This window comes from Micromonospora chersina, from assembly GCF_900091475.1.
Classification (GTDB): Bacteria; Actinomycetota; Actinomycetes; order Mycobacteriales; family Micromonosporaceae; genus Micromonospora; species Micromonospora chersina.
Map to the genome: position 1 here is coordinate 552,272 of NZ_FMIB01000002.1, position 26,580 is coordinate 578,851.

The following is a 26,580-nucleotide window of genomic DNA, read 5'->3' on the forward strand; positions in this document are numbered from 1 at the left end:
GCCGGCCGAGGCTCAGGAGGGAAGGGTGGACGCGTGGTGACCGACAGCGCCGAGCAGTCCCGCGCCGACGCGACCCGCGCCCGGCTGCTCGAGGCGGCCGTCACCGCCTTCGCCGAGCGGGGCTTCCACGGCACGACGACCCGCGACATCGCGGCCGCGGCCGGTCTGAGCCCCGCCGCGCTCTACGTGCACCACAAGTCCAAGGAGGAGCTGCTCTACCTGATCTCGCGCTCGGGGCACGAGCACGTGCTGCGGCTGGTGCGGGAGGCGGTCGCCTCGTCCACCGACCCGGCCGCCGCGCTGCGGCGGGTGGTCCACGACTTCGTGGTGACCCACGCCCGGGACCACACCACCACCCGGGTGGTGAACTACGAGCTGGCCGCGCTCAGCCCCGCCCACCTCGCCGAGATCCGGGAGATCCGCCACCACATCGAGCAGGCGATCCGGCAGCTCGTGGAGGCCGGCGTGAGCGCGGGGGTCTTCGAGACCCCGGATCCGCGGATGGCGGCCGCCGCCCTGCTGTCACTCGGCGTCGACGTGGGCCGGTGGTACCGGGACGGCGGCGACCTGGTCCCCGAGTACATCGCCGCCCGCTACGCCGAGATGGCGCTGCGCATCGTCGGCGCCCGCTGAGTTACCGTCACCACACGCAGGATCGGGGCAGGAACGCCCACGCGATGCCGGCGGCGAAGCGGTTCCCGTGCCACTTCGCCATGATCCACTGACGGTCCCTGGTGACGTAGCGGATGTCGATCTGCGCGCCGGCGGGGGCCGTGCCGAGCGGGTGGACGGCGACGGCGGGTCCCGACCCGTACGCCGCGGCGGCACCGATGTTGCCGTACGCGCCGCAGGTCGTGCGGGCGGTGGTGGACTTGAGCCCGCCGCCCTTGTTCTCGCTCCACACGCCGTAGGGGCTGCAGAGCGGGTCCACGCCGTTCGCGGTGCAGAAGACCTGCTCGGAGTGCCACCAGCGCAGTTGGTCCGGGGAGCCGTCGGCGTTGCTGGAGCCGACCACGGTGGGACCGCCGGCGCAGCTCGACGACATGAACCCGGTGCGCTCGATGGCGAACTTGCGCGTGCCGTAGGCGTAGGCGCACCCGTCGAAGCTGCCGCCGGCGTAGCCCCAGGGCCAGTGGGTGATGCCCTCGGTGTTGCCGGCGCTGGCGTCGCCGGTGTCGCGGATGTCCATGTGGTCGAAGCTGGATTTGACGACGCCGTCGGCGAAGGCGAAGTCACGGGCGAACAGGTAGCCGACCATCGGCCCGTTGGCCTTGTAGCTGAGCAGCACCCAGCCCGGACCCATGCCGGTCTGCGCCCAGGAGTCCTCCGCCCCCGTCTGCACCCGGTTGACGCCGTATCCCCAGGCGGCGGCGGGGGACGGGGCGGTCAGGGCGGTGACCGCCAGGACGGCGGCCAGCACCATCGCGGACCGGGTCACGCCACGCCACTGAGCCATCGCCACTCCTCGATTCGTTTGGCGAAAACCTACATCGTTGTAGCCGACTCTGGCAATCTGCTACGTTGCGCGGACCATCTAGCGAAAGAGTTGAATATGCGAATGGCCACCAGGGCGGTCGCGCTGGCGACGGCAGTGGGCATCGTGCTGGGCGCACCGCCCGCCGCCCAGGCGTACGTGGTGCCGCGCCACGCCGTCAACATCTGCCAGAGCGCCAGCTTCTACGACAACTACGACTCGGCCTCGGGCCCCTACGGCCTCAAGCGGGTGCTGGAGTACGGCAACAAGGTCGGGCACACGCCCGGCGCCCACCCGGTCTACAACGGCTGGGCGGCCACCTTCGACTTCGGCCCGAACGACTGGGGCTACATGCGCATCGAGTGCATCGGAGGCTACGACTCATGGTGACCTCCTCGTCCCGGTCCACGCGGCTGGCCCGCCTGGGCGTCGCCGCCGCGATGGCTGTCGCGCTGCTGGCGGTGTCGTCGCCGGCGCAGGCCGCCAACGGCACCATCGGCGTGCGGGAGACCGTGTGCGCCGAGTCGTTGTTCGTCCGCACCGAACCGCTGGGCGCCTGGATGGGAACCCTGTATGCCGGGCAGACCTTCCTGGTGAAGGGACCCAGGAGCGGAGGCTACGTCTACGGATTCGCCTACGGCCACGTCAACCGCAACGGGTGGGTGCAGGACGGCTGGTTCTGCTGACCCCCGGGCGCCGCGGTTCCGGTCACCCCACCTTCGGTGTGGCGCGGGAGATGATCGCGGCGAAGTCGACGCCGCTCGGCAGGGTGCCGAACGCCTGGCCGTGGTCGCCGCCGAGGCGGGAGGCGCAGAACGCGTCCGCGACGGCCGGGTGGCCGTGCCGGACCAGCAGCGAGCCCTGGAGGACCAGGGCGAGCCGCTCGACGACCCGGCGGGCCCGCAGTTCCAGGTCGTCGCGGTCGGACAGGTCGGCCCGCAGCCGGCGCACCGCGGCGTCGAGCCGCGGGTCGGCGCCCTCGGCGGCGCCCACCTCCGCCTGGAACGCCTCCATGACCTGCGGCTCCCTGGCGACCGCGCGCAGGACGTCCAGCGCGGCGACGTTGCCCGAGCCCTCCCAGATGGAGTTCAGCGGCGACTCCCGGAACAGCCGCGGCATGCCCGACTCCTCGACGTAGCCGTTGCCGCCCAGGCATTCGAGCGCCTCGGCGGCGTGTGCCGGCCAGCGCTTGCACACCCAGTACTTGCCGACGGCGAGCGCGAGCCGCTTGAACGCCGTCTCGCAGGCGTCGCCGCGCGCGGACCGGTCGGTCGCTCCGGCGAGCCGCATCATGAGGACGGTGGCGGCCTCGGACTCGACCGCGAGGTCGGCGAGCACGTTGCGCATCAGCGGCTGGTCGACCAGGTACCGGCCGAAGGCCGCCCGGTGGGTGGCGTGGTGGACGGCGGTGATCACTCCCTGTCGCATCCCGGCCGCCGCGCCGATCACGCAGTCGAGGCGGGTCAGGTTGACCATGTCGATGATGGTGCGCACGCCACGGCCCTCGTCCCCGACGCGCCAGGCGACCGCCTGCTCGTACTCGATCTCGGCCGAGGCGTTGGAGCGGTTGCCGAGCTTGTCCTTGAGGCGCATGAGCCGCATCGGGTTGCGCGTGCCGTCGGGCAGGACCCGGGGGACGAGGAAGCAGGTCAGCCCGCCCGGCGCCTGGGCGAGGGTGAGGAAGATGTCGCACATCGGGGCCGAGGTGAACCACTTGTGCCCCACGAGCCGGTAGGTGCCGTCCGGGTCGGGGTGCGCGACGGTGGAGTTGGCGCGTACGTCCGAGCCACCCTGCTTCTCCGTCATCGACATGCCGGCCAGCAGCCCCCGCTTGGTCAGCGGCGCGCGCAGCCCGAAGTCGTACGCCGTCGCGGTGAGCAGCGGCTCGTAGCCTGCGGCCAGGTCCGGGGCGTGCCGCAGCGCCGGCACGGCCGCGTAGGTCATCGAGATCGGGCAGCCGTGCCCGGCGTCGGGGCGCCACGTGTAGAACTTGGCCGCCCGGGCCACGTGCGCGCCTGGCCGGTCGTCCGCCCACGGCGCGGCGTGCAGGCCGTGGGTGACCGCGGTGCGCATCAGCTCGTGCCAGGCCGGGTGGAACTCCACCTCGTCGATCCGGTGGCCGTAGCGGTCGTGGGTGCGCAGGACCGGCGGGTGCTCGTTGGCCAGCCGACCGTGCTCGATGGCCGGCGCGGCCCCGCCGAGCCGGCCGAGTTCGTGCAGCTCCGCGGTGGCCCAGCCGGCGCCCTCGCGGGTCAGCCCGTCGAGCAGCGCCGGGTCGTCCGCCGCGTCGTAGCCGGCCAGCGGGGGAACCTGGTTGCGGACCTCGTGTGTGGTCACGGCGACACTCCCAGCGCGCGGTGGATGAACCTGATCAGGTCGGGGATGGTGCCCGGGCCGGCGACGCCGGCGGCCAGCGGGCCGACCATGGCCTCGGCCAGGGCGCCGACCAGCGCGGTCGCGGTCAGCTCGGGGTCCTGCGGGGGTAGTTCGCGGCTCGCCACGCCGGCCGCGACGTAGCCGGCGATCAGGTCGGCGTACGCGCGGCGGAAGGTGAGCCGCTCGGCGTCGACCGCCGGGTCGACCGGCTCGGCGAGCAGGGCGTACGCCAGCCGCGGAGACCGCAGCGCGCGACCGGAGAACGTCTCGACGACGGCGGACACCTGCGCGGCGGCGGTGGCTTCCAGGGCGGCGGCGCGTGCGACGGCGTCCACCTCGCGCTGCGAGGCGGTGCGGAACACCTCGGCGAACAGGTGGGCCTTGGTGGGGAAGTGGCGGTAGACGCTCCCGGTGGCCACGCCGGCCCGCTCGGCGACGGCCGCGACCGAGCAGCCGGCGTAGCCGTGCCCGGCCATGATCGCCAGCGCGGCCGCGATGATCCGCTCGCGTGAGGCGCTCAGCCGAGCCTTCACGCGCTCGGTGCTCCGGTAGGCCACGCAAGAAGTGAACCATCATTCAGTCCTTGCCGGCAAGGCCGCCCGGTTGCGTGCCGGGTGCCGGATTCACCGGCCGGATCGGTCACAGCTTGGGCGCGGACGCTCGCGGTGATCTTGGTGTGCCTCCCCCGATCGGGTACCGTCCCCTGGCACATCGTCTTTGCACCACCCCTGGCTGCCTGTCACACCGGGGTCGATCGGAGGGACACTGCCGTGACTTTCTCCAGCGCGGTCCGCAGGGCTGGCGTCATCGTGGCGATCGCCGCACTCGCGGCCACCGCGGGATGCGCCAAGAAGGAGGACGGCGAGACCCAGGCGAGCGGGGTCAAGCTCGTCGAGAAGGGCAAGCTCACCGTCTGCACCCACCTGCCGTACGCGCCGTTCCAGTCCAAGGACAGCGCCGGCAAGGTGGTCGGGTTCGACGTCGACGTGATGGACCTGGTCGCCAAGGACCTGGGCGTCGAGCAGAAGATCGTCGACACCCCGTTCGAGGGGATCAAGTCCGGCCAGGACCTGAACACCGGCAAGTGCGACGCCGCCGCCGCCGGCATGACCATCACCGAGGAACGGCAGAAGGTCATGAACTTCTCCGATCCCTACTTCGACGCCACCCAGGCCCTGCTGGTGAAGACCGGCAAGGCGTACAAGTCGCTCGACGACCTCAAGGGCAAGAAGGTCGGCGTCCAGGCCGCGACCACCGGCCGCGACTACGCCAAGAAGTTCGAGAAGGAGAAGGGCCTCCAGCTCGTCGAGTTCGAGGACCTCGCCGCCGAGCAGCAGGCCCTGGCCAACGGCCAGATCGAGGCCGCCATCAACGACCTGCCGGTCTGGACCGAGTACATCAAGGAGCACCCGGGCGGGTTCGAGGTGACCGCCGAGTTCGACACCGGTGAGCAGTACGGCTTCTCGGTGAAGAAGGACGGCAACCCGGAGCTGCTCAAGAAGATCAACGAGGTGCTCGCCAAGGCGAAGCAGGACGGCACCTACGACACGATCTACGAGAAGTGGATCGGCAAGAAGCCGAACGCCTGAGCCACCCACCCGGCCGGAGGGCGCGCGCCCCGCGCGCGCCCTCCGCACCTGCCTAGGAGAGCCGAACCGTGAAGCTGCGACGCCGCCAACGGGAGCGGCTGTCCCTCGGGCTCCAGTACCTGGCCTTCGTGGCCGTCATCGCCGTGGTGATCCTCGCGGCGGACTGGGGTCGGCTGAGGGAAGCGTTCTTCCGCGTCGACATCATCGAGTCGATGTTCCCGACGATCATCACCGTCGCGCTGCGCAACACGATCCTCTACACGCTGGGCGCGTTCGCCTTCGGCCTGGTCTTCGGCACCGTCCTCGCGCTGATGCGGCTGTCCCGCGTCGCTCCCTACCGCTGGGTGGCCACGGCGTACATCGAGCTGTTCCGGGGTCTGCCCGCGCTGCTGGTCCTCTTCCTCGTCGGGTACGGCATCCCCATCGCCTTCCCAGAGCGCGAGATCCCCGGCGGCGTGTTCGGGTCGATCACCATCGGTCTCGGACTGACCGCGGCGGCCTACATGGCCGAGACCATCCGGGCCGGCATCCAGGCCGTGCCGAAGGGGCAGATGGAGGCGGCGCGCACCCTCGGCATGTCGCACTTCACCGCGATGCGCACCATCGTCATCCCCCAGGCGTTCCGGATCGTGATCCCGCCCCTGACCAACGAACTGATCCTGCTCACCAAGGACTCGTCGCTCGCCTACGTGCTCGGCGTGACGGCGCAGACCATCGAGGTGACCAAGTTCGGCCGGGACACGCTCAACGACCGGGTGAACGCCACCCCGCTGCTGGTGGCCGGCCTCACCTACCTGATCATCACCCTGCCCCTGTCCCAGGTGGTACGCCGCCTCGAACTCCGCTACGCCAAGGCTCGGTGACCCCATGACGACCAGCCAGTCCCAGCCCGCCGTCGAGATCCGCGACCTGCACAAGTCCTTCGGCCCGCTCGAAGTGCTCAAGGGCATCGACTTCGAGGTCGGCCACGGTGAGGTGGTCTGCGTCATCGGGCCGTCCGGGTCCGGCAAGTCGACGCTGCTGCGGTGCGTCAACCTGCTGGAGGAGCCGACCGCCGGGAAGATCTGGGTGAACGGCACCGAGATGACCGACCCGGACGTCGAGATCGACGCGGTCCGCCGCGGCATCGGCATGGTCTTCCAGTCGTTCAACCTCTTCCCGCACCTGACCGTGCTGGACAACCTCACCGTCGCCCAGCGCCGCGTGCTGCGGCGCGGACGCGCCGAGGCGGAGCGGGTCGCGCGCGCCAACCTGGACCGCGTGGGCCTGAGCGACAAGGCCGGCGCATTCCCGGCCCAGCTCTCCGGCGGGCAGCAGCAGCGGGTCGCCATCGCCCGGTCGCTGTCGATGGACCCCAAGCTGATGCTCTTCGACGAGCCGACCTCCGCGCTCGACCCCGAGCTGGTCGGCGACGTCCTCACCGTCATGCGCAAGCTCGCCGAGGACGGCATGACCATGATGGTCGTGACCCACGAGATGGCGTTCGCCCGCGACGTCGCCGACCGGGTCGTCTTCATGGACGGCGGGGTCGTGGTCGAGCAGGGGCCACCGCAGGAGGTGCTGGGCGCGCCGCGGCACGAGCGGACCCGCTCGTTCCTCTCCCGGGTCCTCGACCCGACCCACGTCGCGCAGCTCGGTCAGCCCGGCGAGACCGCCGAGTGATGTCGTAACCGGTGTCTAGTCTCGGGGCATGGCAGATCCGTTCCGGGTGCGCGTCACCGTCCGCGGCTACGAGCTGGACACGCAGGGCCACCTGAACCAGGCCGTCTACCTCCAGTACGGCGAGCACGCCCGGTGGGAGTGCCTGCGCGCCGCCGGAATCCCACAGGACCGGCTCCTCGCCGGCGGGGTGGGGCCGGTGGCCCTGGAGGTCACCGTGCGCTACCTGCGGGAGCTACGCGGCGGCGACGAGGTGGACGTGTCCTGCGAGTTCCGGTGGGGCGAGGGGAAGACCTTCCAGATCGTGCAGGACCTCACCCGCCCCGACGGCACCCAGGTCGCCACCATCACCGGGGTGGGCGGCCTGCTGGACCTGGCCTCCCGGCGGCTGGTGCCCGACCCGCGCGTGCGGTTCCGCCAGCTCGCCACCGACCCCGCCCCGATGAACCTCTGATGGAACTGGAGTTCAGCGGCGAGGTGTGGTTCTGGCGGGGGCCGGCCCCCTGGCACTTCGTCACCGTCCCCGACGAGCTGTGCGCCGAGCTGGAGGCGGCCTCCGCGTCGGTCACGTACGGCTGGGGGATGATCCCGGTGACCGCGCGGATCGGCGCCACTGGCTGGCAGACGTCGCTCTGGCCGAAGGACGGGCGGTACGTGGTGCCGCTGAAGACGGCGGTGCGCCGGGCCGAAGGGATCGCCCTCGGTGACCGGGTGGACGTCCACCTGACCGTCGCGCGGTGACCGGTCGACGGGAGCGGGAGCGGATGGATCTGGCGGATGCGGCGACGCTGCTCGCGCGGGCGCGGCGGCTGGTGGTCTTCACCGGCGCCGGCATGTCGGCCGAGAGCGGCATCGCCACCTTCCGGGACGCCGGCACCGGGCTCTGGGCGCGGTTCGACCCGCGGACCCTCGCCACCCCGGAGGCGTTCCGGGCCGACCCCGCGCTGGTCTGGGGCTGGTACGAGTGGCGGCGCGCCGCCGTCCGGCGTGCCGAACCGAACCCGGGGCACCTCGCCGTGGCCGCCATGGCGGCCCGCGTCCCGGACACGGTGGTGGTCACCCAGAACGTCGACGACCTGCACGAGCGCGCCGGCTCCGCCGCGCCGGTCCACCTGCACGGCAGCCTGTTCGCGCCCCGCTGTTCGGCCTGCGCCGAGCCGGCGCCCGTGCCCGACGGCGCGGCGGAGCCGGGGGAGGGCCGGCGGCTGGCGCCGCCCCGCTGTGGGCGCTGCGCCGCCCCGGTGCGACCCGGTGTGGTGTGGTTCGGCGAGGCGCTGCCGGAGCGGGCCCTCGAGGCCGCCGTCGAGGCGGCGTACCGCTGCGACATGCTGCTCACCGTCGGCACGTCCGGCCTGGTGTATCCCGCCGCCGAGATCCCGCAGGTCGCGGCCCGCCGGGGCGGGACCGTGATCCAGGTCAACCCGGAGGAGACACCGCTGGACGCGGTGTGCGAGCTGAACCTGCGCGGACCGGCCGCCGTGGTGCTCCCGGCCCTGGTCCGGGCCGCCTGGGGCGACGCCGCCCGAGTGTGACCCGGCGCCGGGCCGATCACCGGAATCCACGCACCGTTTCCGCCGGGCCGCCTACCGTCGGCGGAGGCGACCGGTCGGTCGGGTGACGGAGGGGCGGCGACGTGAGGCGGGACGGGGCAGGGCGGCGTCCGGCGTGGCCGCGGCCGCCCGGTCCGGCGCCGGCCGGGCGGCGGGTGACGCCGTTCGAGATCTTCTTCGACCTGGTCTTCGTCTTCGCGCTCACCCGGATCATGGCGCTGATCGGGCCGGAGTCCACCCCGAGCACCATGGGGCAGGGGCTGATCCTGCTCGTGCTGCTCTGGTTCGCCTGGTCGTCGTACACCTGGTTGGGCAACCACACGCGGGCCGAGGTCGGGGTGGTGCGCGGCGGGTTCCTGGTCGCGATGGCGGCGCTGTTCGTGGCCGCGCTGGCCATGCCGGAGGCGTGGACGCCGGGCCCGGGACTGGACGGCCCGCTGCTCGTCGCGCTCGCCTACGTGCTGCTCCGCGCCGTCCACCTGGCGCTCTACCACTGGGCGGCGGCGGGTGTGCCCGGCCTGCGGGCGCGGATCCGGTTCTTCGCGGCGGTCAGCGCCGCCGGCTGGGTGCCGCTGCTGCTCGGCGCGCTGCTGGCCGGGGCGGCGCACGCGGTGCTGTGGGTGGTGGCGTTCGTCGTCGAGATCGGCGGGCAACGCCTGTCGTACGGGCGGCGCGGCGCCTGGCCGCTGCGCAGCGCCAGCCACTTCACCGAGCGGCACGGTCTGGTCCTGATCATCGCGCTCGGGGAGTCGGTCGTCGCCGCCGGCGTCGGCGCGGCGTCGGCGGTCACCGCGCCACCGGTTCTCGGCGTGGCGCTGCTCGGCTTCGCGGTCACCGTCTGCCTCTGGTGGCTGTACTTCGACCGGGTCGCACCCACCGCCGCCGGAGTTCTCGCCGCCGCCACGGGGGAGCGGCGGGACCGGATCGCGGCGGACGCCTACAGCCAGACCCACCTGCTGCTGATCACCGCGGTGATCTACCTGGCGCTCGGCATCGAGCAGGTGCTGGCGCATGTGGCCGGGGCGCACGGGGGCGCCGGGCACGCCGTCGACGCCACGCTGAGCTGGTCCGCCTCGGTCGCCCTGTACGGCGGCGCCGCCCTCTACCTGGGCGGCCGGCTGCTGTTCCTCCGGCTCACCGGGCAGCCGGTCCCGCCGGCCCAGCCGGCCCTGGCCGCCCTCACCCTGCTCCTGCTGCCCCTCGGGGTGCTGCTGCCGCCCGCCGCGGCGCTCGCCGTGCTCGCCCTGCTCCTGCTCGTCGCCGTCGCCGTCGAGCGGCGGTCCGGGCGGCGGCCCACGGATATCGAATGATCAACGACTTCCCGCACCGGGTTTGAAACTCCGGCGAACCGGAGAAGTGCAGGTCGCGCGGGCACTGTGGCCCGCGCGTTCACGGGAGGTGGCCATGTCACGGAGACTGCGGGCGACCGCGCTGGCCGGGGTGCTCGCCCTGGCCGTCAGCGGCTGCGGCGGGGTGGGCGGCGGAGGAGACTCCGGCGGCGGGGGCGCCAAGGGCAGCGGTGCGCTGAGCACCATGGGTTTCGGCCTGTCGGACGAGATCGCCAAGACGCGGGTGGACGCCTTCAAGAAGGACCACCCGGACGTCCAGCTGAACATCACCGAGGGCGCCTTCGACGAGCAGCAGTTCCTCTCCGCGGTGGCCTCGGGCAACCCGCCGGACCTCGTCTACATGGACCGCAAGCTGATCGGCACGTACGCCAAGCGCGGCTCGATCCAGCCGCTGACCGACTGCGTCGAGAAGCAGAAGATCGACCTGGGGCAGTACCGGCAGGCCGCCAAGGACCAGGTGACCCTCGACGGCACCGTCTACGGCATCCCCGAGTTCTCCCAGGTGCGGGTGCTCTACCTCAACGAGGCGCTGCTCAAGCAGGCCGGTCTCACCGCCGACGACGTGAACCTCGCCGACTGGGCGGGCCTGCCCGCGGTCAACGCGAAGCTGGCCAAGGTGTCCGGCGGCCGGCTCAGCCGGATCGGCATCGACCCGAAGATCCCCGAGTTCCTGCCCATGTGGGCCAAGGCCAACGGCGCCGAGATGATCTCGGCCGACGGCGCCAAGGCCAACCTCACCGACCCGAAGGTGGTCGAGGCGCTGACCACCGGCGTGAAGCTCATCCAGGACCAGGGCGGCTGGGGCAAGTTCAAGTCGTTCCGGGACACCTTCGACTTCTTCGGCGCCGAGAACCCCCTCGCCAAGAACCAGATCGCCGCGTGGCCGATGGAGGAGTGGTTCCTCAACCAGGCCGCCAAGAACAGCCCCAAGGCCGAGCTCGTGGTCAAGCCCTTCGTGGACCGGCAGGGCAAGCCGCTGACCATGTCCTCCGGCCAGGCGTGGGTGATCACCAAGGGGGCGAAGAACCCGGAGGCGGCCTGCGCCTTCGTCAAGCAGATGACCGCCACCGACACCTGGTTCGCCGCCGCCAAGGCGCGGGCCGAGGCCCGCAAGGCCGCCAACCTGCCGTTCACCGGCGTCTGGACCGGCAACACGGCCGCCGACAAGAAGATCTTCGACGAGCTGTACCAGCCGACCGGCAACAAGCGCTTCGACGACGCGGTGACCACCATCCGCGAGGCCCAGGATGCGGCGTTCGCCATGCCGGCCTCGCCGGCCGGCGCCGAGTTCGACAAGGCGTGGACCGACGCGGTGAACCGGGTGCTCTCCGGTCAGGCGCAGCCGGCCGAGGCGCTGGCCCGGGCCCAGCAGGAGGCGACCGCCGCGCTGGACAAGGCCGCGGGCTGACCCCGGCCATGGCCACCACCGTCACACCACCCGTCCCGGGCCGGCGGCGCCGCACGCCGCTGGCCCGGCGGGAGGCCCGCTGGGCGTACGTCTTCCTGGCGCCCTGGATCGTCGGTTTCCTGGTGTTCACCGCCGGTCCGATGGTCGCCAGCCTCTGGCTCAGCTTCACCGAGTACGACGTCATCAACGCGCCGCGCTGGACCGGGCTGGACAACTACCGACAGCTCGTGTCGGACCCGCAGGTGGCGCGCAGCCTCGGCAACACCGTCTACTACGCGGCGCTGCACGTGCCGCTGGTGATGCTGATCTCGCTCGGGCTGGCGCTGCTGCTCAAACGGGTCGGCCGCTGGCAGGGCTTCTTCCGTACGGTGTTCTACCTGCCGGTGATGACCCCGGCGGTGGCCGTCGGCATCCTCTTCCTGCTGCTGCTCAACACCCAGGACGGGCTGATCAACCGCGGCCTGGCGGTGTTCGGGATCGACGGTCCGAGCTGGACCACCGACCCCGACTGGGTGATGCCCGGCATCGTGCTCATGAGCCTGTGGAGCCTCGGCTCCACGGTCATCATCTACCTGGCCGCGTTGCAGAACGTCCCCCGTGACCTGTACGAGGCCGCCGACCTCGACGGTGCCGGCGCGTGGGCGCGGTTCCGGCACGTGACGCTGCCGATGATCTCCGGCTCGCTCTTCTTCACGTTGATCGTCAACACCATCGCGTCGCTGCAGATGTTCACCGAGGTCTACACCATGTACTTCGGGAACCGGCAGACCCAGGGTTCGTTCAGCAGCGACGCCGCCTCGTTCTACGTGATCCACCTGTTCCGGGAGGCGTTCCAGTTCCTGCACATGGGCTTCGCCTCGGCGATGGCCTGGCTGCTGTTCCTGATCATCCTGATCATCACGGCCGTGCAGGTGAAGCTGAGCAACCGGTTCGTCTACTACGAGGGGGAGGACCGGTGACCACGACGAGTCAGCCGGTGGGCACCGGCGTCGCGGGCGCCGTGGCGGCGCCGGCGGCGCCGCCCCGACCCGCGGCCCCGGAGGACGGCCGGCGACCGCGCTGGCAACGGATCCTGTTCGTCGTCGCCCTGGTGGGCGCGGCGGTGATCTTCATGGTGCCGTTCGTCTGGCTGGTCAGCGCGTCGCTGCGGCCCCGGGAGTACGTCTTCGCCCCCGGCCTGCTGCCCACGCCGTTCGCCCCGGACAACTACGCGCAGGCGTGGCAGGCCATGCCGCTGCTCACCTGGCTGTTCAACAGTGTGGTGGTCGGGGTGGCGGCCGCCGCCGCGGCGACCCTGTCCAGCGCCTGGGTGGCGTTCGGGTTCGCCTACTTCCGGTTCCCCGGCCGGAACCTGCTCTTCGGCCTGGTGCTCGCCACCATGATGCTGCCGTTCGCGGTCACCATGATCCCGACGTACCTGATCTGGAACCGGCTCGGGCTCATCGACACCCAGGTGCCGCTCTGGGCCGGCAACCTCTTCGGGTCGGCGTTCTACATCTTCCTGCTGCGGCAGTTCTTCCTCTCCCTGCCCCGGGAGTACTTCGAGGCGGCCCGGGTCGACGGGGCGAGCTACCCGCAGCTGTTCTGGAGGATGGCGTTCCCGCTGGTCCGGCCGGCCCTGCTGGTGGCGTTCGTCTTCGAGTTCAAGGCGAGCTGGACGGATCTCATCAAGCCGCTGATCTACCTGCGCAACGAGCAGCTCTACACGCTGCCCCGCGGGCTCAAGGTGATCCTCGACCGGTTCGGGTACGGCGGCGAGCAGCAGTGGGAGATCGTCCTCGCCGGCAGCGTGATCGCCACCGTACCCATGATCATCTTGTTCTTCCTGGCCCAGCGGCACTTCGTGGAGGGCATCGCCACCACCGGCCGCAAGGGCTGACGGTGATCAGCCCGCCGGCTCGTCGAGGAAGGCGAGGGTGACCGCGGCGAACAGCGGCGAGGTGAAGATGTTGTAGTGGGTGAGCCCGGGCAGGATCGCCAGCGCGTGCCCGCCCTTGGGCCGGCCCTCGTTGCCCCAGCCGCCGTCGCGCAGGCCGCCGTCGAGCAGCCGGAACACCTCCACGTAGTGGCTCGGCGGCGCCATGTCGGCGTCGGCCGCGACGATCAGCGTCGGCACCCGCAGGTCGCCGACCTCGTCGGTCAGGTCGAAGTCCTCCGCCATGAGCGCGCCGATCTTGTCGAGCAGCCGGGGGAAGTCCTCCGGGCGCGGCGCCACCCGCTGGTAGAGCTGGTACATCGGGGTGTCCTTCATGAACTCCGCGGCGGCCCCGGACACCTGGCCCTGCTGCGCCCGCATCTCCGGGTAGACGGCGTCCGACCGCACGTGCGCGGACGCCGCCACGAGCCGGCCGAGCTTCTCCGGGTGGGCCACCGCGGCGCGCAGCGCCACGCCGCCGCCCAGCGAGTAGCCCACCAGGTGCGGCCGGTCGAGCCCGAGGTGGTCGATGAGCGCGGCGATGTCGTCGGCCATGGTGCGCAGGTCGAGCGGACGGTCGACGTCGGCGGTGCGGCCGTGACCCTGCAGGTCGACGGCGATGACCTGGTGCCGCGCGGCCAGCGCGGGCAGCACCGGCCCGAACATCTCGCCCGACCCGAGCCCGCCGTGCAGCAGGATCAGCGGGTGCCCGGTGCCGTGCGTCTCGTAGTAGAGGTTGATGCCGTTGACCTCGGCGTACCGGCCGGTGCCCTCGACGTCCGTGGTCCAGTCAGTGGCGGTCACGCTGACGCTCCTCCCGTGCGCGTTCGGCGGTGCCGACCGTGGCCCCGACGGCGCGGCCGCGAGGTCACGGACTGCGGCCCCACCCTACGCAGACGGTGGCGTCGCCCGCTGCCCGCCGCGCCGGATCAGGAGAAGTGCGTCCGTGGCCGGGGAAGGCGGCTTCCATCCACGACCAGGTCGACCTTCTCGTTGTAGAAGGCGACCAGCCCGGCGATCGGCAGCAGCGCGGCGGTGGGGAAGTCGTACGACCAGGCGAGGTCCGGATGGAGCCGGTCGCTGGCGCGCACCGACCAGTAGCCGCTGGTGCGGCCCTTGTACGGGCAGGCGGTCCGGGTCCCTGACGGCACCAGGTGCCGGAAGCGCACGTCGGTGCGGCTCAGGTAGTAGCGGGTCGGCAGGCCGGTCTCGAAGACCAGCACCGGCGAGGTCGACTCGGCCAGGACCGTCCCGTCCAGTTCCACCCGGACGTGGCGGGTGGAGCGCAGCGCGTCCACCCGGGAGTACGGGTTGCGCGGGTGGACGAAGACCTCCTCGTCCTCCTCGAACCAGGCGTCCAGCGCGGCCCAGTCGAACCGGATGGTGTCGGCCAGTCCGCGGGGCGCGTCGGCGCCGTACCACCGGGCGCAGGCGGCCCGGGCGAACTCGCCGACCCGCAGCCCGTGCAGCCGTGCCGCGCCGAGCGGGGTCTCCTCGGTCCGTCCCTCGTCGACGAGCAGTTCCTGGCGGACGTCGGCGGCGGGGAGGTAGTACTGCGGGTAGGGCGGCCACTCCCACACGTACCGCGCGCGGCCGGTGTCCAGCACCGTCTCGCCGGCCAGGAAGGCGCGGATCCGGCGGGGCGCCGGCTCGATCCGGCCGACCTCGGCGGCCGGCTGCGGGTACTCGGGCACGTGTCTCTCCTCTCGGCGCGACCTGCGGCGGACGGTTCAACGATCCGATGTGACCTGGGGCACCTTCGGCGACCGCGGGAATGATGTCGGCGCCCGGTGATTTGCTGCCAGGTGTGACCACTGCGCAGTCCTCACCCGCCCCGACCGTCGAGACACCCGGTGACCTGATGAGCCGCGGGCAGCAGCTGCGCCTCGTGCTGGTGCTCGGCTCGCTGATCGCGATCGGGCCGCTGACCATCGACATGTACCTGCCGGCGCTGCCGGCCATCACCGCCGACCTGGAGACCACCTCGGCGGCCGTGCAGCTCACCCTCACCGGCACCCTGGCCGGTCTCGCCCTCGGCCAGCTGCTGATCGGCCCGCTCTCCGACGCGGTGGGCCGGCGCCTGCCGCTGCTCGCCGGGATCGCGCTGCACATCCTGGCCTCGCTGCTCTGCGTGGTCGCCCCGACCGTGCAGGTGGTCGGCGTGCTCCGGGTGCTCCAGGGGCTGGGCGTCGCGGCCACCTCGGTGGTCGCCATGGCCGTCGTCCGCGACCTGTTCAGCGGCGCCGCGTTCGCCCGGCTCTTCTCCCGGCTCATGCTCGTGATGGGCGCCGCGCCGATCCTGGCGCCCACCCTCGGCTCCGGGCTGCTGCGCTGGTCGGACTGGCGGGGCGTGTTCGTGGCCCTCGCCGTGTTCGGGCTCCTGCTGGTCGTCGTCGCGGCGGTCGGGCTCCAGGAGACCCTGCCGGCGGAGCGCCGCCGCCGCGGCGGCGTCGCCGCCATCGGCCGGGACTACCGCGCCCTGCTGCGGGACCGGACGTTCGTCGGGCTCGTGCTGGTGGCGGGGCTCGCCATGGCGGCGCTCTTCGCGTACGTGGCCGGGTCGTCGTTCGTCTTCCAGGAGCGGTACGGGCTGGACGAGCAGCAGTTCGGGCTGGCGTTCGGCGCCGGGGCGGTCGGCCTCATCACCGCCACCCAGCTCAACGTGCGGCTGCTGCGCCGGTACACCCCGCAGCGGATCCTGGTCACCGCGCTCGCCGTCGGCACCGCGGCCGGCCTGGTGCTGCTGAGCTTCGCGGCCACCGGCTTCGGCGGCCTGGCGGCCGTGCTGGCCTCGCTCTGGGTGGTGCTCGCCGCGGCCGGGCTCGCCATGCCGAACGCGCCGGCCCTGGCGCTGTCCCGGCACGGGGAGGCGGCCGGCACCGCCGCCGCGCTGCTGGGCGCCGTCCAGTTCGGCGTGGGCGCGCTCGCCGCGCCGCTGGTCGGCGTGCTGGGCACCGGCAGCGTGGCGATGGCCGCCGTGGTCGCCGGCGGCATGGCGGTGGCCCTGGTCGTGCTGCTCACCGTGGTCCGGCCGGCGCGGCTGGCCGAGGTCGAGCCGGTAGCGGTCGCCGTCGCCGCACACTGACCGGCGCCATCGGCCCATTGTTTCCGGGTTGGGTGGCCGATCGGCGGATAGGGTCGGGAACCGTGCGGACCAAGCAGGAGCTGGGAGCGGCCATCCGGGAGGGGCGGCGGGCGGCGCTCGTCGTCAACGCCCACTCCCGACGCGGCCGCCGGCTCTACGAGACCGCCCACTCCCGACTGCGCGCGGCCGGCTTCACGCTGCTCGGCGCGTACCCGGTCGACCGGCCCGGCGAACTGGACCGGGTGCTCGCCGAGGCCGCCGGCCTCGGGCCGGACCTCCTGGTCGCGGGGGGTGGCGACGGCACGATCGGCACGGCCGCCCGGCTGCTCGCCCACCGGGACATGGCGCTGGGCCTGCTGCCACTGGGCACCACCAACAACTTCGCCCGCACCGTCGGGGTCCCGCTCGACCTCGACGCCGCCGTCGGGCTGCTCACCGACGGCAAGGTCATCGACGTGGACCTCGGGCTGATCGGCGACACCCTCTTCACCAACCACGTCGGGATCGGGTTGTCGGCGGACATCATGCTGACCGCGCCGCCACGGCTGAAGCGGGTGGTCGGCCGGCTCGCGTACCCGCTCACGGCGCTGGGGTTGCTGGCCCGGCACCGGCCGCTGCGGGTCACGGTGCGCGCCGAGGGGCGGGAGCACGCCTTCGACACCCACCAGGTGTACGTCGCCAACGGCGGCTTCCACGCCGGCCGCCCGATCACCGCCGACGCCAACGCCGACGACCGGCTGCTCGTCGCGTACCCGGTCGGCGGGCCCAGCCGGCGCGGCCTGCTGCGCGAGACGGCGCGCAACGCGGCGGCCGGCCACCGCCGCACCCTGGGCGACAAGCCGTTCCTCGCCGTCCGCCAGCTCTGGCTGGAGACCGACCGGCCCGCGCGGATCGAGGTCGACGGCGAACCCTACGGGCAGACGCCGGTGCGCATCGGCCTGGACCCGAACGCGCTGCGCGTGATGGCCGCGGCGGACAGCCCGGACCGCTGAACGGTCAGTCCCGGCGGTCCTCGTCCGGGGTCGGGATCTCCTGGTTCTGCTCCACCGCGTCGGCCGGCGTGAGGTCGTCGCGCACCGCGTCGGGCAGGCCGGTGCGGTCGCTGGGCGGGACCAGCACGCCCTGCTCGGCCAGGTCCGCCTCGGTCGCCTCGGGCACCGCGCCCGAGATCGTGTCCGGCGGGCCGACCACCGTCTCGTCCTGCCGCTGCTCCTGCGCGTCGGCTTCCGGCGGCCGGCGCAGCGGCTCCTCGTCACCCACGCTCATCGCCCGCCGCCCGTCACTGGCTGCGCTGGACGTACGGCGCGGTCTGGTCGGCCACCTCGCCGTACTCCGCCGGAAGCTGGGCGACCACGTCCGCGTAGCCGGCCGGGTCGACGGCGTCGCGGAGCACGTCGAAGACGGCCGTGACGCCGTCCTTGGCCCGGTCCACGTCGATGTCGGCGCGCCCGCTGACCCGCTCCACGAAGACGTCGAGCCCGAACCGCTCGCCGGTCTCGCTGCCGCCGAACGCGTACGCCCGCAGCGCCTCGGGGAGCCGGTCGGCCAGATCCCGGGCCTCCCCGCCGTCGATCCGCTCCGCCAGCGTGGTCAACGTGGCGCGCGTGACGGCGGTGGCCTGCTCCGACGACATCCCGCAGCGCTTCGCCACCGAGCCGATGAACTCGTCCTGGTCCACCTCGACGCCTCCCTCTCGGCTGGAGGAAGGCGTGTTCCCGCGCGCCGCCGCCGCAAACGACCCCCGCCCGCCGGCCTCCGGAGCAGGCCGTGGGGCGGCCGTCAGCGGTAGACGTGCACCGGGGTGCCGACGCGGATGGTGGTCCAGAGCCGGTCCATCGCCCGCACCGGCACCCGGACGCAGCCGTGGCTGGCCGGGTAGGCGGGCACGGCTGTCGCGCCGTGCACCGCGTAGCCGCGGTGGAAGTAGTTCGGCCGCCACAGCAGGCCCAGGTCGCTCTGCCGCCAGTCGTCGATGCGCCGGCCCACCGTCCAGTCGCCGGTCGGTGTGGGGGTGCTGGACCTGCCGCTGGAGGCGTCCAGGATGCGGACCACCGCCCCGCGCTTGGCCAGGTAGAGCACCTGCCGGGTGAGGTCGGCCTCGATCGAGTAGCCGGGGTGGGTGTACCGCGGCGTCGGGACGACCGGCCGGTCGAGCGCCGCCCGGGTGCGCGGCCCCACGATGCCGTCCCGGGCCAGCCCGTTGACCTTCTGGAAGGCGACGACAGCGTGGTGCGTCGACGGCCCGAAGATCCCGTCGATCCCGCCCACGTCGTAGCGCAGGGCGGTGAGCCGTGCCTGGAGCGCGCTGACCGCCGCGCCCCGGGAGCCCTGCCGCAGCGTCGGCTGGCCGGCGGCGGCGAGCGTGACGGCGGCGGCGCCGTTGGCTGCGACGGGGGCGGCCGAGGCGGCGGTGGCCGGCACGGCCAGCCCGGCGACCAGGAGGGCCGTCCCGAGCGCGGCGTGCGTGGCGGGGCGGCGGTGGCGAATCGTGCGTGGTGAGACGGGACGCATCGTCCCTCCCTTCCGAGGTCCTACCCGGACGCTAGTTCGGAAGGCGGGGAGAGGTGCCCCTTCGTCCGGTTTACACCCGGTCAGGCCACCCGGGGCGCGGGCAGGGCCGGCAGGACCACGCGCCGGGCCGTGCCCGACACGTCGCCGGTGCGCTCCACGGACGGCTCCGGGACCGCGGCCGCGCTCTCGTCGGTGGCCGTCCCGGGACCGGCCCCGTCGTCCCCGGCCGCGGCGGTGCGGACGGCGGTCAGCAGCGTGAGGAGCCGGTCCACGTCGTCGGCGGGCATCCGGAAGGAGCCGCGGCACAGCGTGCCGTTCCACAGCGACAGCACCACGGCGCCGCGGTCGGGGTGGTAGCTGACCCGCAGCGTCCGGTCCTCGCCGCGCAGGTCGGTGAACAGGTCCCCGAAACCGGGCATCGGTCGCACCTCTCCCATCCACCCAGGATGCCCGGTCGGCGGGCCGGCCGGAAGGGCTCGCCGTGCCGGCCTCCCGCGCCGGGGGTAGCGTGCACGGCGGACTCGCGGCTCAGGGAGGTTCGGAGAGTGCAGACGACGACCGTGGACGTGCCGACCGGTGACGGGGTGGCGGATTCCTTCCTCGTCCGGCCCGACGGCGACGGGCCCTTCCCCGCCGTCCTGGTCTTCATGGACGCGTTCGGGTTGCGCCCGCGGCTGGCCGAGATGGCGGAAGCCATCGCCGCCCGCGGCCACGTGGTGCTGGTGCCGAACCTGTTCCACCGCTTCGGCCGGGCCCCGCTTGTCGACCTCTCCGGCCTCGGCGACGACAGTCGCCGCGGCGCGCTGTTCGCGACGGTGTCCCCGATGATCGGCGCGCTGACGCCCGACGTGGTCGCCCGGGACACCGCCGCCTATCTGGACTTCCTCGCCGCGCAGCCCGGCGTCGCGCCCGGCCCGGCGGCCGTCGTCGGCTACTGCATGGGCGGCACGAACGCGCTGCGGGCCATCGAGGCGCTCCCGGACCGGATCGCCGCGGCGGCCGCCTTCCACGCCGGCCGGGTGGTCACCGACGCCCCGGACAGCCCGCACCTGGGCGTCGGCGCGGTCACCGGCGAGCTGTACTTCGGCCACGCCGACCACGACCCGTCGATGACGGCCGAGCAGATCGCCACCCTGGAGAAGGCGCTCGACGCGGCCGGCGTCACCTACCGCTCGGAGGTCTACACCGGCGCCCGCCACGGGTACACCCAGGCGGACACCCCGATGTACGACGAGCGGGCCACCGAGCGGCACTGGGCCGCCCTGTTCGACCTGCTCGACCGCACCTTCCGGCGCTGACCCCGTCCCGGCCGCCGGCGGGGTGGCGGCCGGCGGCCAGAATGGTGCCGTGGAAACCGATCTGCTGCCGATGATCGCCGCCGAGCGGCGCCGGACGGCCGACCTGATCGACTCGCTCACTCCCGCGCAGCTGGACACCCCGAGCCTCTGCGGCTCGTGGACGGTGCGGGAGGTCGCCGGGCACCTGGTGTCGCCGCTTGTCGGGTCACCGTGGGCGCTCCTGCCGCTGGTGGTGCGCGCCGGTTTCCGGCTGCACGTGGCCAACGCGCGGCTGGCTCAGCAGGTGGCCCGCCGACCCGCCGCCGAGCTGGCCGCCGCCCTGCGCGAGCACGCGGAGCACCGGTTCCGTCCACCCGTGGTCGGATACTTCGGCCAGCTCACCGACCTCCAGGTGCACGGGCTCGACATCCGCCGGCCGCTCGGCCTCCCCGCCGACCTGGACCCCGACCGGGTGCGCACCTCGCTGGACTTCCTGACCGGCGGCCGGGCGGTCGGCTTCGTCGACCGGCGCCGGGTGGCCGGACTGCGGTTCGAGGCCACCGACCTGGGCTGGGCGTCCGGGGCCGGGCCGGTGGTGCGCGGCACCGGCGAGGCGATGCTGCTGACGCTGACCGGGCGCCGGGTGGCCCTGCCGGAACTGGAGGGCGACGGCGTCACGGTGCTGGCCGGCCGCTGGCCCCGCTGACGCCGCGCCGAGCCGGCCGGCGGAGCATGGGCGCCGCAACCCGGACGATTCACCCGCGCCGCGCCGGGTAACCGCCGCCATGGCCGAGGACCGCCCCGACACCGTCCGCTCGCCCCTGGACCGGGTCACCGAGCCGACCGGGCGGGCACTGGCCCACGCCCGCGCCGAGGGCGGTGCGGCCGGCCGGCTGCGGCTGCGCCAACTGGAGGTCACCGTGGTGATCGCCGTCCAGTCCGGGCTCGCCGCCGCGCTCGCCGCGCTGCTCGCCCAGCGCCTGCTCGGGCCCGGCGCGCACGTCTTCGCGCCCGCCGCCGCGGTCGGCACCATCGCCACCGCCATCGGCCAGCGCGCCCGGCGTACCTTCGAACTGCTGGTCGGGGTGGGGCTCGGCATCGTGGTCGGCGACGTGCTGCGCGCCGTGCTCGGCTCCGGGTCCTGGCAGACCGGCCTCGTGGTCACCCTGGCCATCGCGACCGCGCTGCTGGTCGCCGGGCGCGGCGGCGCCCTGGTCGGCCAGGCCGGCGGTACCGCCGTGCTGATCGCGACCCTCGCCCCGGTCGAGCCCGGCCTGGAGCTGCCCCGGATCTTCGACGCGCTGGTCGGCGGCCTTGTCGGCCTCCTCGTGGTGGCGCTGCTGCTGCCGGTCAACCCGCTGCGGGTCCTGGACCGCGCGACCGAGCCGATCGTCACCACACTCACCACCGAACTGGACGCCGTCGCCCGCGCACTCACCACCCGGGACGCCGACGCGGCGGTCCGGTCCCTGGAGCGGATGCGCGGGCTCGACGCCGACGTGGGACGGCTCAACGAGGCGCTCAGCGGGGCCGAGGAGGTGGTCACCCTCGCGCCGGTCCGCTGGCGCCGCCGCGCCCAGTTCCACAGGTACGCCGCCGCCGCGCAACACCTGGAGCGGGTGATCCTGTACGCCCGCTCGGTGGCCCGCCGCTCCGCCACCGCCCTCCAGTACGGCGAGCCGATCCCGCCGACGCTTGCCGACGCCGTGACCCGCCTCGGCGAGGCCGTCCGGGTGATGCGCCGGGAGTGCCGGGACGGCGAGGACCCGGCCGGCACCCGACGGCTGGTCCGGGAGAGTGCCGAGCTGGCGGGGCGGGCCTGGGCGCACGGGGTGCGTTCGTTCGGTGACGGCGTGATCACCGACCTGCGGACGGCGGACAGCGAGCTGCTGCGCGCCACCGGGTGCGACCCGGACGACGCCAACCGCATGGTGCGCCGGGCTGCCGGCGCGGGCGAGGCGGAACGGCGCCCGCCGATGCGGGCGCAGCTGCACCGGCCGGTACGGCGCACCGCGCGGTCCCGGCGGCGCACCTGGCTGGCGCGGCGCGCCCGCGGCCGTCCCGACCCGTTCCGCCCGCCGACGCGCACGCCCCGCCCGGTCTGACCGACGCGCACGCCCCGGCCGGCCTGACTCGGGGCGTCGGCCCGCCCCGCCTGACTCGGCGCGTCGGCCGGCGCGGCCTGACCCGGCGCGGCCGGTGCGGGCGACGAACCGGAGCCACGGGACGCGAACTGGCCCCTCCCACGGTCGGGGCGGCTGGCTAGCGTCGGGCCATGAGCATCGACCGCGCAGAGTTGACCGGGCGGTTCGCCGCGCTGACCACCGCCCACGTCGCCGACGCCTGCCTGCGGGCCGCCGTCCCGGTGCGCTGCGCCCCGGAGGGCGTGCGGCCGGTGCTGGCCGGCGGGCGGCTGGCCGGCGGGGTGCTGCCGGCCCGGCACGTCGGCAGCGTCGACATCTTCCTGGAGGCCGTCGACCGGGCCGCACCCGGCGACGTGCTGGTGGTGGACAACGGCGGGCGCACCGACGAGGCGTGCGTCGGCGACCTGGTGGTGCTGGAGGCGCAGGCCGCCGGCCTGGCCGGCCTGGTGGTGTGGGGCCTGCACCGGGACACCGCCGACATCCGGTCGGTCGGGCTGCCGGTGTTCAGTCTGGGCGCCACCCCCACCGGGCCGCAGCGGCTGGACCCGCGGCCGGCCGAGGTGCTGGCCTCGGCGCGGGTGGGCCGGTGGACGGTCGACCCCGGCGACGTGGCCCTGGCCGACGAGGACGGGGTGCTCTTCGTGCCGGCCGGCCGGGTCGGCGAGCTGTTCGACCTGGCGGAGTCCATCCGGGACACCGAGCGGCGGCAGGCCGACCGGATCCGGGCCGGCGAGCCGCTGCGGGCGCAGGTCGGCTTCGGGGCCTACCTTGCGGGTCGGGCCGAGAACCCGGCGCTGACGTTCCGGGAGCACCTGCGCGCGGTGGGCGGCGCCATCGAGGAGTGAGGCCGGCCGGCGCTCAGGCGCCGCGCGCCCACAGGGCCAGGCGTACCCGGTTCGGGCTGCTCGTCTTGGTCATGAGGCTGGTGATGTGGGTCTTCACCGTGGTGACGCCGATGTGCAGCCGGTCGGCGATCTCGGTGTTGGACAGGCCCTCGGCCACCAGGTCCAGCACGTCCCGCTCGCGTGCGGTGAGGCCGTGCACCGGTCGGGGCGCCCCGGCGCGCGCGTGCACCGCCCGCTGAACCAGCCGCCGCAGCACCTCCGGGCTGAACGGGCTGTCCCCGGCGGCCGCCCGGCGTACGCCGTCGAGCAGGTCGGCCGGGGGCGCGTCCTTGAGCAGGAACCCGCAGGCGCCGGCGGTCAGCGCGGGGTAGAGGTGGTCGTCGTCGCCGAACGTGGTGAGCACCAGCACCCGGGTGGCGGGACGGTCGGCGAGGATCCGGCTGGTCGCGGTGATCCCGTCGACGCCGGGCATCCGCAGGTCCATGACGACCACGTCGGGCATCAGCCGCGCGGCGAGGGTGATCGCCTCCCGGCCGTTGTCGGCCTCACCGACCACCTCCAGGTCCGGCTGCGCGTCGCAGAGCATGCGCAGGCCGGCGCGGATGAGGTGCTGGTCGTCGACCAGCAGGACGCGGATCATGCCGGCTCCGGCGCGTGCGGGCCGGCCGGGCGCGGGCGGGGTGTCGCCGGCTCCGGCGGGCGGGCGGGGGAGTCGGTCGGCTCCGCGACGCCCCCGGCCGGCAGGACCGTGCGGACCCGCCATCCGGCGCCCGTGGGTCCCGCCTCCAGCCGCCCGCCGAGCACCTCGACCCGCTCCCGCATCCCGGTGAGGCCGTGGCCGCCGCCGGCCGGCACCGCGGCCGGCACCGACCCCCGGCCGTCGTCCGACACCTCCCAGTGCACGGCGCCGTCGACCACCGCCACGGCCAGCCGGGCCCGGGCCGCGGTGCCGGCGTGCTTGGCCACGTTCGTCAGTGCCTCCTGGGTCAGCCGCAGGACCGCCTGGCCCCGCACCGCGTCCAGCGACCCGACCGCCGGGTCGACGTCGGCCTCCACGGTGATGCCGGCCTGACGGGCCCGGTCCACCGCCGCGTCGAGCGCCGCCGGGACCGCCGCCGGCTCGATCGCGGTCAGCGTGGCGTCGCCGCGGACCCCCTCAGGGTCGCGCAGCACCGCGACCAGGCGGCGCAGGTCGTTCAGGGCGGCCGTGCCGGTGCCGTGCACGTCGTCGAAGACCTCGCTCACCCGCGGATCGAGGTCCGGCAGCACGTGCCGGGCCACCCCGACCCGCAGCACCATCGACGCGACGTGGTGCGCGACCACGTCGTGCAGCTCGCGGGCGATGGCGCTGCGCTCGCCGGCGCGGGCGGCGCGGCTCTCCGACTCCCGCCGGCGCTGCTCCGCGGCGGCCCGCTCCTCGGCCTGCCGGGCCAGCTCCCGGGTGGTCCGGATGACCAGGCCGAGCAGCAGCGGCAGGCCGACCTCCACGGTCAGGCCGAAGACGCCGGAAAGCAGCCGCCGGACGGGGTCGCCGATCGAGTCGGTCAGGTCGACCGCGGCCAGCAGGCCGGCGGCCAGCCAGATGGTCCGGGGCCGGTCGGCCCACATGGTCAGCTCGAGCAGCGCCCAGCTGGCCCCGACCTGGTTGATCGTCGTGTCGTCGACAAGCGGGAAGGCGACCGCCAGCAGCGCGGCCTGCGCCGCCAGGTTCACCATCGGCCGGCGGTGACACGCCAGGGCGGTGCCGAACGCGACAAGGGCCAGCACCCACTGCGTGGCCGTCGGGGCGTGGTGGCCCTGGGCGCCGAAGACCAGGTAGCCGAGGCCGCTGAGGTCGAGCAGCAGCATCCGCGCGAGCGTGTCGCGTGCGTCGAACAGGCGTCCCACCCAGCCCACGACGCCAGCCTAGGCGGTGCGCTCGGGAGCCGGGGAACCCGCCGGCCGGGCGCTGGTCGTCCCGCCGCCGTCGCCGACGGGGGCCGGCGCCCAGCCGGTCCGCAGGCCGAGGTGGACGGCCAGGCCGAGCGGCCCGAGCAGGATGGTCAGCAGGAGCACGGGCGCCACGAGCAGCGCCGGCATGCTCCGCTCCCGGCTGTCCCGCCAGATCCAGCGGCCGACGAACAGGTCGAACCCGATCATGTGGGCCCAGGCCGCCGCCGCGCCGTCCGCGCTGCCCAGCAGGTCGCGGACGCCCGCCAGGGTCGGCGCGGTGACCACCGGCAGCACCCGGCCGAGCGCCGGAAGGACCAGGACCGCGTAGATCAGCAGGACCGGGAGCACGATCAGCGGCGAGCCGACGATCCGGGCGGTCCACGACCAGCGGGGCAGCAGGATCATCAGCGCCCAGAACGGTGCGGCGACCGCGAAGGTCACTGTGAACAGCGTGCCGGTCATGCGACCACCACCACGTCCGCGCGGCGCTGCCCCCGGGCCAGCACGGCGTCGGTCGCGGTCGCCGTCGCCGCCAGCAGGGCGACCCCGACGGCCACGGTGAGCGCGTCCGGCCGCAGCAACGGCTGCCCGCGCAACGCCTGCCAGGTGAGCAGCAGCGTGGCCGCGCCGTACGCCGCGCCCGCGACGAGCAGCAGCCGGGCGCGGGTCCGCTCGTCCAGCCGGTCGCCGAGGAAGCGGTTGAGCAGCATCGCGAGCAGCGGCAGCGCCTGGAGGGCGTGCAGCCCGACGAAGTGCCCGATCCGCAGGTCGCCGCCGGTGGTGCTCCAGCCGACCAGGGGCAGCCCCGGCCCGCCGTCCGCCACGCCGACGCTGTGCGCCCCGCTGATCCCCTCCGCCGCCGAGTCGGGCGTACGGGTGACCATCGGGATGGCGACCAGCATGCCGAGCAGGGACAGGCCGAGGCCGAGCCGGACGGCGTGGCCGGCGACCCGGTCGGCCATCGGCCGCAGCAGCGCCACGATCCCGATGACCAGTTGGGCGAGGAACAGCACCATGATGGCGGCGCCCATCGCCGAGAACAGCGCGCCGTTCAGCGGGGTGGTGCCGTTGTAGTGGCTCGTGGTGCCGCGCAGCACCTGGGTGACGATGATCGCCATCTCGACCACCGACATGGCGACGATCACCGTGGCCGCCCACTCGGCGGTCCGGCTGCGCCGCGGCAGCAGGGTGAGCATCCAGGCGAGGGTGGTGCCGTAGAGCACGAACGAGATGGCGAACTTCAGGGGCTTGAGCCAGATCGGCACGCCGGTGAGCACGCGGGGATCGGCCAGCACGCCGACGGCCGCGACGACGGTGAGCGCCGCCATCGCCGCGACGAAGAGCATCAGGGGGCGGTGCCAGCGCGCCGCCCGGTTCAGCACGGTAGTCATGCCTGTAGATGCTGGTGGCGTGGCCGCCTCGTCGCGCCCGACCGGAGGCCCCTATGCCGGCCGCGGGTCGGAGAC

General features: G+C 73.9%; 32 protein-coding genes. 19 read left to right on the forward strand and 13 right to left on the reverse strand.

Features of this window, described 5'->3' with window-relative positions:
• Positions 1–33 precede the first annotated feature (33 nt).
• The gene (locus GA0070603_RS02370) at positions 34–633 is read left to right on the forward strand and encodes a TetR-type transcription factor C-terminal domain-containing protein (protein ID WP_208862783.1); all 600 of its coding nucleotides are present in this window, start codon (positions 34–36) and stop codon (positions 631–633) included.
• A gap of 7 nt (positions 634–640) precedes the next feature.
• Here GA0070603_RS02370 and GA0070603_RS02375 read toward each other — a convergent pair whose 3' ends face one another.
• The gene (locus GA0070603_RS02375; protein WP_139131789.1) at positions 641–1,456 is read right to left on the reverse strand and encodes a hypothetical protein; all 816 of its coding nucleotides are present in this window, start codon (positions 1,454–1,456) and stop codon (positions 641–643) included.
• A gap of 102 nt (positions 1,457–1,558) precedes the next feature.
• Here GA0070603_RS02375 and GA0070603_RS02380 point away from each other — a divergent pair, with 102 nt between their 5' ends.
• Together GA0070603_RS02380 and GA0070603_RS02385 are read left to right on the forward strand one after the other, a co-directional pair.
• Entirely contained in the window at positions 1,559–1,864 is a 306-nt protein-coding gene (locus GA0070603_RS02380) for a hypothetical protein (protein WP_208862784.1), read from the forward strand.
• Positions 1,858–2,160, forward strand: a complete 303-nt coding sequence (locus GA0070603_RS02385) for a hypothetical protein (protein WP_091306352.1) — start codon at positions 1,858–1,860, stop codon at positions 2,158–2,160. The genes GA0070603_RS02380 and GA0070603_RS02385 overlap by 7 nt, the downstream gene beginning before the upstream one ends.
• A gap of 22 nt (positions 2,161–2,182) precedes the next feature.
• Here GA0070603_RS02385 and GA0070603_RS02390 read toward each other — a convergent pair whose 3' ends face one another.
• Entirely contained in the window at positions 2,183–3,811 is a 1,629-nt protein-coding gene (locus GA0070603_RS02390) for an acyl-CoA dehydrogenase family protein (RefSeq protein ID WP_091306354.1), read from the reverse strand.
• Positions 3,808–4,383, reverse strand: coding sequence for a TetR/AcrR family transcriptional regulator (locus GA0070603_RS02395; RefSeq protein WP_244282360.1), 576 nt, complete (start codon positions 4,381–4,383; stop codon positions 3,808–3,810). Before GA0070603_RS02395 ends, GA0070603_RS02390 begins: the two co-directional genes overlap by 4 nt.
• Positions 4,384–4,620: 237 nt before the next feature.
• Here GA0070603_RS02395 and GA0070603_RS02400 point away from each other — a divergent pair, with 237 nt between their 5' ends.
• The 10 genes from GA0070603_RS02400 to GA0070603_RS02445 all read left to right on the forward strand — a co-directional run bounded on the left by GA0070603_RS02400 (position 4,621) and on the right by GA0070603_RS02445 (position 13,284).
• A complete protein-coding gene (locus GA0070603_RS02400; protein WP_091306358.1) occupies positions 4,621–5,439 on the forward strand; it encodes a basic amino acid ABC transporter substrate-binding protein in 819 nt (272 codons plus the stop codon).
• Positions 5,440–5,507: 68 nt separating this feature from the next.
• Positions 5,508–6,302, forward strand: coding sequence for an amino acid ABC transporter permease (locus tag GA0070603_RS02405; protein WP_091306361.1), 795 nt, complete (start codon positions 5,508–5,510; stop codon positions 6,300–6,302).
• Positions 6,303–6,306: 4 nt separating this feature from the next.
• Positions 6,307–7,101, forward strand: a complete 795-nt coding sequence (locus GA0070603_RS02410) for an amino acid ABC transporter ATP-binding protein (protein ID WP_091306363.1) — start codon at positions 6,307–6,309, stop codon at positions 7,099–7,101.
• Positions 7,102–7,129: 28 nt separating this feature from the next.
• Entirely contained in the window at positions 7,130–7,552 is a 423-nt protein-coding gene (locus tag GA0070603_RS02415) for an acyl-CoA thioesterase (RefSeq protein ID WP_091306366.1), read from the forward strand.
• Entirely contained in the window at positions 7,552–7,839 is a 288-nt protein-coding gene (locus GA0070603_RS02420; RefSeq protein ID WP_091306369.1) for a DUF1905 domain-containing protein, read from the forward strand. The genes GA0070603_RS02415 and GA0070603_RS02420 overlap by 1 nt, the downstream gene beginning before the upstream one ends.
• A gap of 23 nt (positions 7,840–7,862) precedes the next feature.
• Positions 7,863–8,630, forward strand: coding sequence for an SIR2 family NAD-dependent protein deacylase (locus GA0070603_RS02425; RefSeq protein ID WP_091306372.1), 768 nt, complete (start codon positions 7,863–7,865; stop codon positions 8,628–8,630).
• 173 nt (positions 8,631–8,803) lie between these two features.
• Entirely contained in the window at positions 8,804–9,958 is a 1,155-nt protein-coding gene (locus GA0070603_RS02430) for a low temperature requirement protein A (RefSeq protein ID WP_244282361.1), read from the forward strand.
• A 94-nt stretch (positions 9,959–10,052) separates the two neighbouring features.
• Entirely contained in the window at positions 10,053–11,405 is a 1,353-nt protein-coding gene (locus GA0070603_RS02435) for an extracellular solute-binding protein (RefSeq protein ID WP_091306378.1), read from the forward strand.
• 8 nt (positions 11,406–11,413) lie between these two features.
• A complete protein-coding gene (locus GA0070603_RS02440) occupies positions 11,414–12,364 on the forward strand; it encodes a carbohydrate ABC transporter permease (protein WP_091306381.1) in 951 nt (316 codons plus the stop codon).
• The gene (locus GA0070603_RS02445; protein WP_244282362.1) at positions 12,361–13,284 is read left to right on the forward strand and encodes a carbohydrate ABC transporter permease; all 924 of its coding nucleotides are present in this window, start codon (positions 12,361–12,363) and stop codon (positions 13,282–13,284) included. Before GA0070603_RS02440 ends, GA0070603_RS02445 begins: the two co-directional genes overlap by 4 nt.
• A 6-nt stretch (positions 13,285–13,290) precedes the next feature.
• Here the strand turns inward: GA0070603_RS02445 and GA0070603_RS02450 are convergent, their stop codons facing one another.
• Positions 13,291–14,061, reverse strand: coding sequence for an alpha/beta fold hydrolase (locus GA0070603_RS02450; RefSeq protein WP_244282672.1), 771 nt, complete (start codon positions 14,059–14,061; stop codon positions 13,291–13,293).
• 188 nt (positions 14,062–14,249) lie between these two features.
• Positions 14,250–15,014, reverse strand: a complete 765-nt coding sequence (locus GA0070603_RS02455; protein ID WP_091306386.1) for a DUF427 domain-containing protein — start codon at positions 15,012–15,014, stop codon at positions 14,250–14,252.
• Between the two features lie 167 nt (positions 15,015–15,181).
• Between GA0070603_RS02455 and GA0070603_RS02460 the strand changes: the two genes are divergently transcribed.
• Positions 15,182–16,405: a multidrug effflux MFS transporter gene (locus tag GA0070603_RS02460; RefSeq protein ID WP_091306388.1), complete on the forward strand. Its 1,224-nt coding sequence runs from the start codon at positions 15,182–15,184 to the stop codon at positions 16,403–16,405.
• Between the two features lie 62 nt (positions 16,406–16,467).
• Positions 16,468–17,397 carry a diacylglycerol/lipid kinase family protein gene (locus GA0070603_RS02465; RefSeq protein WP_091306391.1) on the forward strand — a complete coding sequence of 310 codons (930 nt, stop codon included), beginning with the start codon at positions 16,468–16,470 and terminating at the stop codon, positions 17,395–17,397.
• Between the two features lie 4 nt (positions 17,398–17,401).
• Here GA0070603_RS02465 and GA0070603_RS02470 read toward each other — a convergent pair whose 3' ends face one another.
• The 4 genes from GA0070603_RS02470 to GA0070603_RS02485 form a co-directional block, all read right to left on the reverse strand.
• Positions 17,402–17,671 carry a hypothetical protein gene (locus GA0070603_RS02470; RefSeq protein ID WP_091306394.1) on the reverse strand — a complete coding sequence of 90 codons (270 nt, stop codon included), beginning with the start codon at positions 17,669–17,671 and terminating at the stop codon, positions 17,402–17,404.
• A 13-nt stretch (positions 17,672–17,684) separates the two neighbouring features.
• Entirely contained in the window at positions 17,685–18,083 is a 399-nt protein-coding gene (locus GA0070603_RS02475; protein WP_091306396.1) for a DUF2267 domain-containing protein, read from the reverse strand.
• Positions 18,084–18,184: 101 nt separating this feature from the next.
• Entirely contained in the window at positions 18,185–18,916 is a 732-nt protein-coding gene (locus GA0070603_RS02480) for a L,D-transpeptidase family protein (RefSeq protein ID WP_091306399.1), read from the reverse strand.
• An 80-nt stretch (positions 18,917–18,996) separates the two neighbouring features.
• Entirely contained in the window at positions 18,997–19,335 is a 339-nt protein-coding gene (locus tag GA0070603_RS02485) for a hypothetical protein (RefSeq protein ID WP_091306401.1), read from the reverse strand.
• Between the two features lie 126 nt (positions 19,336–19,461).
• Between GA0070603_RS02485 and GA0070603_RS02490 the strand changes: the two genes are divergently transcribed.
• From GA0070603_RS02490 to GA0070603_RS02505, 4 genes are all read left to right on the forward strand, one after another.
• Positions 19,462–20,214 (forward strand): dienelactone hydrolase family protein, encoded by a 753-nt coding sequence (locus GA0070603_RS02490; RefSeq protein WP_091306404.1) that lies wholly within the window; start codon positions 19,462–19,464, stop codon positions 20,212–20,214.
• A gap of 49 nt (positions 20,215–20,263) precedes the next feature.
• Positions 20,264–20,899: a maleylpyruvate isomerase family mycothiol-dependent enzyme gene (locus GA0070603_RS02495; protein WP_208862785.1), complete on the forward strand. Its 636-nt coding sequence runs from the start codon at positions 20,264–20,266 to the stop codon at positions 20,897–20,899.
• Positions 20,900–20,978: 79 nt separating this feature from the next.
• Positions 20,979–22,298: an FUSC family protein gene (locus GA0070603_RS02500; RefSeq protein ID WP_091306407.1), complete on the forward strand. Its 1,320-nt coding sequence runs from the start codon at positions 20,979–20,981 to the stop codon at positions 22,296–22,298.
• A 170-nt stretch (positions 22,299–22,468) separates the two neighbouring features.
• Complete coding sequence (locus GA0070603_RS02505) at positions 22,469–23,182, forward strand: RraA family protein (RefSeq protein WP_091306410.1); 714 nt, start codon at positions 22,469–22,471, stop codon at positions 23,180–23,182.
• A 13-nt stretch (positions 23,183–23,195) separates the two neighbouring features.
• Here the strand turns inward: GA0070603_RS02505 and GA0070603_RS02510 are convergent, their stop codons facing one another.
• From GA0070603_RS02510 to GA0070603_RS02525, 4 genes are read right to left on the reverse strand one after another with little or no spacing between them, the layout of a single operon-like run.
• On the reverse strand, positions 23,196–23,822 hold the full coding sequence (locus GA0070603_RS02510) for a response regulator (RefSeq protein ID WP_091306413.1): 627 nt from the start codon (positions 23,820–23,822) through the stop codon (positions 23,196–23,198).
• Positions 23,819–25,078, reverse strand: coding sequence for a sensor histidine kinase (locus tag GA0070603_RS02515; RefSeq protein ID WP_091306416.1), 1,260 nt, complete (start codon positions 25,076–25,078; stop codon positions 23,819–23,821). The genes GA0070603_RS02510 and GA0070603_RS02515 overlap by 4 nt, the downstream gene beginning before the upstream one ends.
• A 9-nt stretch (positions 25,079–25,087) precedes the next feature.
• Positions 25,088–25,576 carry an ABA4-like family protein gene (locus GA0070603_RS02520; RefSeq protein WP_091306418.1) on the reverse strand — a complete coding sequence of 163 codons (489 nt, stop codon included), beginning with the start codon at positions 25,574–25,576 and terminating at the stop codon, positions 25,088–25,090.
• Positions 25,573–26,505, reverse strand: coding sequence for a hypothetical protein (locus GA0070603_RS02525; RefSeq protein ID WP_091306420.1), 933 nt, complete (start codon positions 26,503–26,505; stop codon positions 25,573–25,575). The genes GA0070603_RS02520 and GA0070603_RS02525 overlap by 4 nt, the downstream gene beginning before the upstream one ends.
• Between the last annotated feature and the right edge of the window lie 75 nt (positions 26,506–26,580).

Coding starts and splice junctions, on each gene's coding strand:
- GA0070603_RS02375 (WP_139131789.1), bottom strand. CDS start 1,456: ATGGCTCAGTGGCGTGGCGTGACCCGGTCCGCGATGGTGCTGGCCGCC.
- GA0070603_RS02380 (WP_208862784.1), top strand. CDS start 1,559: ATGGCCACCAGGGCGGTCGCGCTGGCGACGGCAGTGGGCATCGTGCTG.
- GA0070603_RS02385 (WP_091306352.1), top strand. CDS start 1,858: ATGGTGACCTCCTCGTCCCGGTCCACGCGGCTGGCCCGCCTGGGCGTC.
- GA0070603_RS02410 (WP_091306363.1), top strand. CDS start 6,307: ATGACGACCAGCCAGTCCCAGCCCGCCGTCGAGATCCGCGACCTGCAC.
- GA0070603_RS02415 (WP_091306366.1), top strand. CDS start 7,130: ATGGCAGATCCGTTCCGGGTGCGCGTCACCGTCCGCGGCTACGAGCTG.
- GA0070603_RS02420 (WP_091306369.1), top strand. CDS start 7,552: ATGGAACTGGAGTTCAGCGGCGAGGTGTGGTTCTGGCGGGGGCCGGCC.
- GA0070603_RS02425 (WP_091306372.1), top strand. CDS start 7,863: ATGGATCTGGCGGATGCGGCGACGCTGCTCGCGCGGGCGCGGCGGCTG.
- GA0070603_RS02435 (WP_091306378.1), top strand. CDS start 10,053: ATGTCACGGAGACTGCGGGCGACCGCGCTGGCCGGGGTGCTCGCCCTG.
- GA0070603_RS02440 (WP_091306381.1), top strand. CDS start 11,414: ATGGCCACCACCGTCACACCACCCGTCCCGGGCCGGCGGCGCCGCACG.
- GA0070603_RS02460 (WP_091306388.1), top strand. CDS start 15,182: ATGAGCCGCGGGCAGCAGCTGCGCCTCGTGCTGGTGCTCGGCTCGCTG.
- GA0070603_RS02470 (WP_091306394.1), bottom strand. CDS start 17,671: ATGAGCGTGGGTGACGAGGAGCCGCTGCGCCGGCCGCCGGAAGCCGAC.
- GA0070603_RS02480 (WP_091306399.1), bottom strand. CDS start 18,916: ATGCGTCCCGTCTCACCACGCACGATTCGCCACCGCCGCCCCGCCACG.
- GA0070603_RS02485 (WP_091306401.1), bottom strand. CDS start 19,335: ATGCCCGGTTTCGGGGACCTGTTCACCGACCTGCGCGGCGAGGACCGG.
- GA0070603_RS02500 (WP_091306407.1), top strand. CDS start 20,979: ATGGCCGAGGACCGCCCCGACACCGTCCGCTCGCCCCTGGACCGGGTC.
- GA0070603_RS02505 (WP_091306410.1), top strand. CDS start 22,469: ATGAGCATCGACCGCGCAGAGTTGACCGGGCGGTTCGCCGCGCTGACC.
- GA0070603_RS02510 (WP_091306413.1), bottom strand. CDS start 23,822: ATGATCCGCGTCCTGCTGGTCGACGACCAGCACCTCATCCGCGCCGGC.
- GA0070603_RS02520 (WP_091306418.1), bottom strand. CDS start 25,576: ATGACCGGCACGCTGTTCACAGTGACCTTCGCGGTCGCCGCACCGTTC.
- GA0070603_RS02525 (WP_091306420.1), bottom strand. CDS start 26,505: ATGACTACCGTGCTGAACCGGGCGGCGCGCTGGCACCGCCCCCTGATG.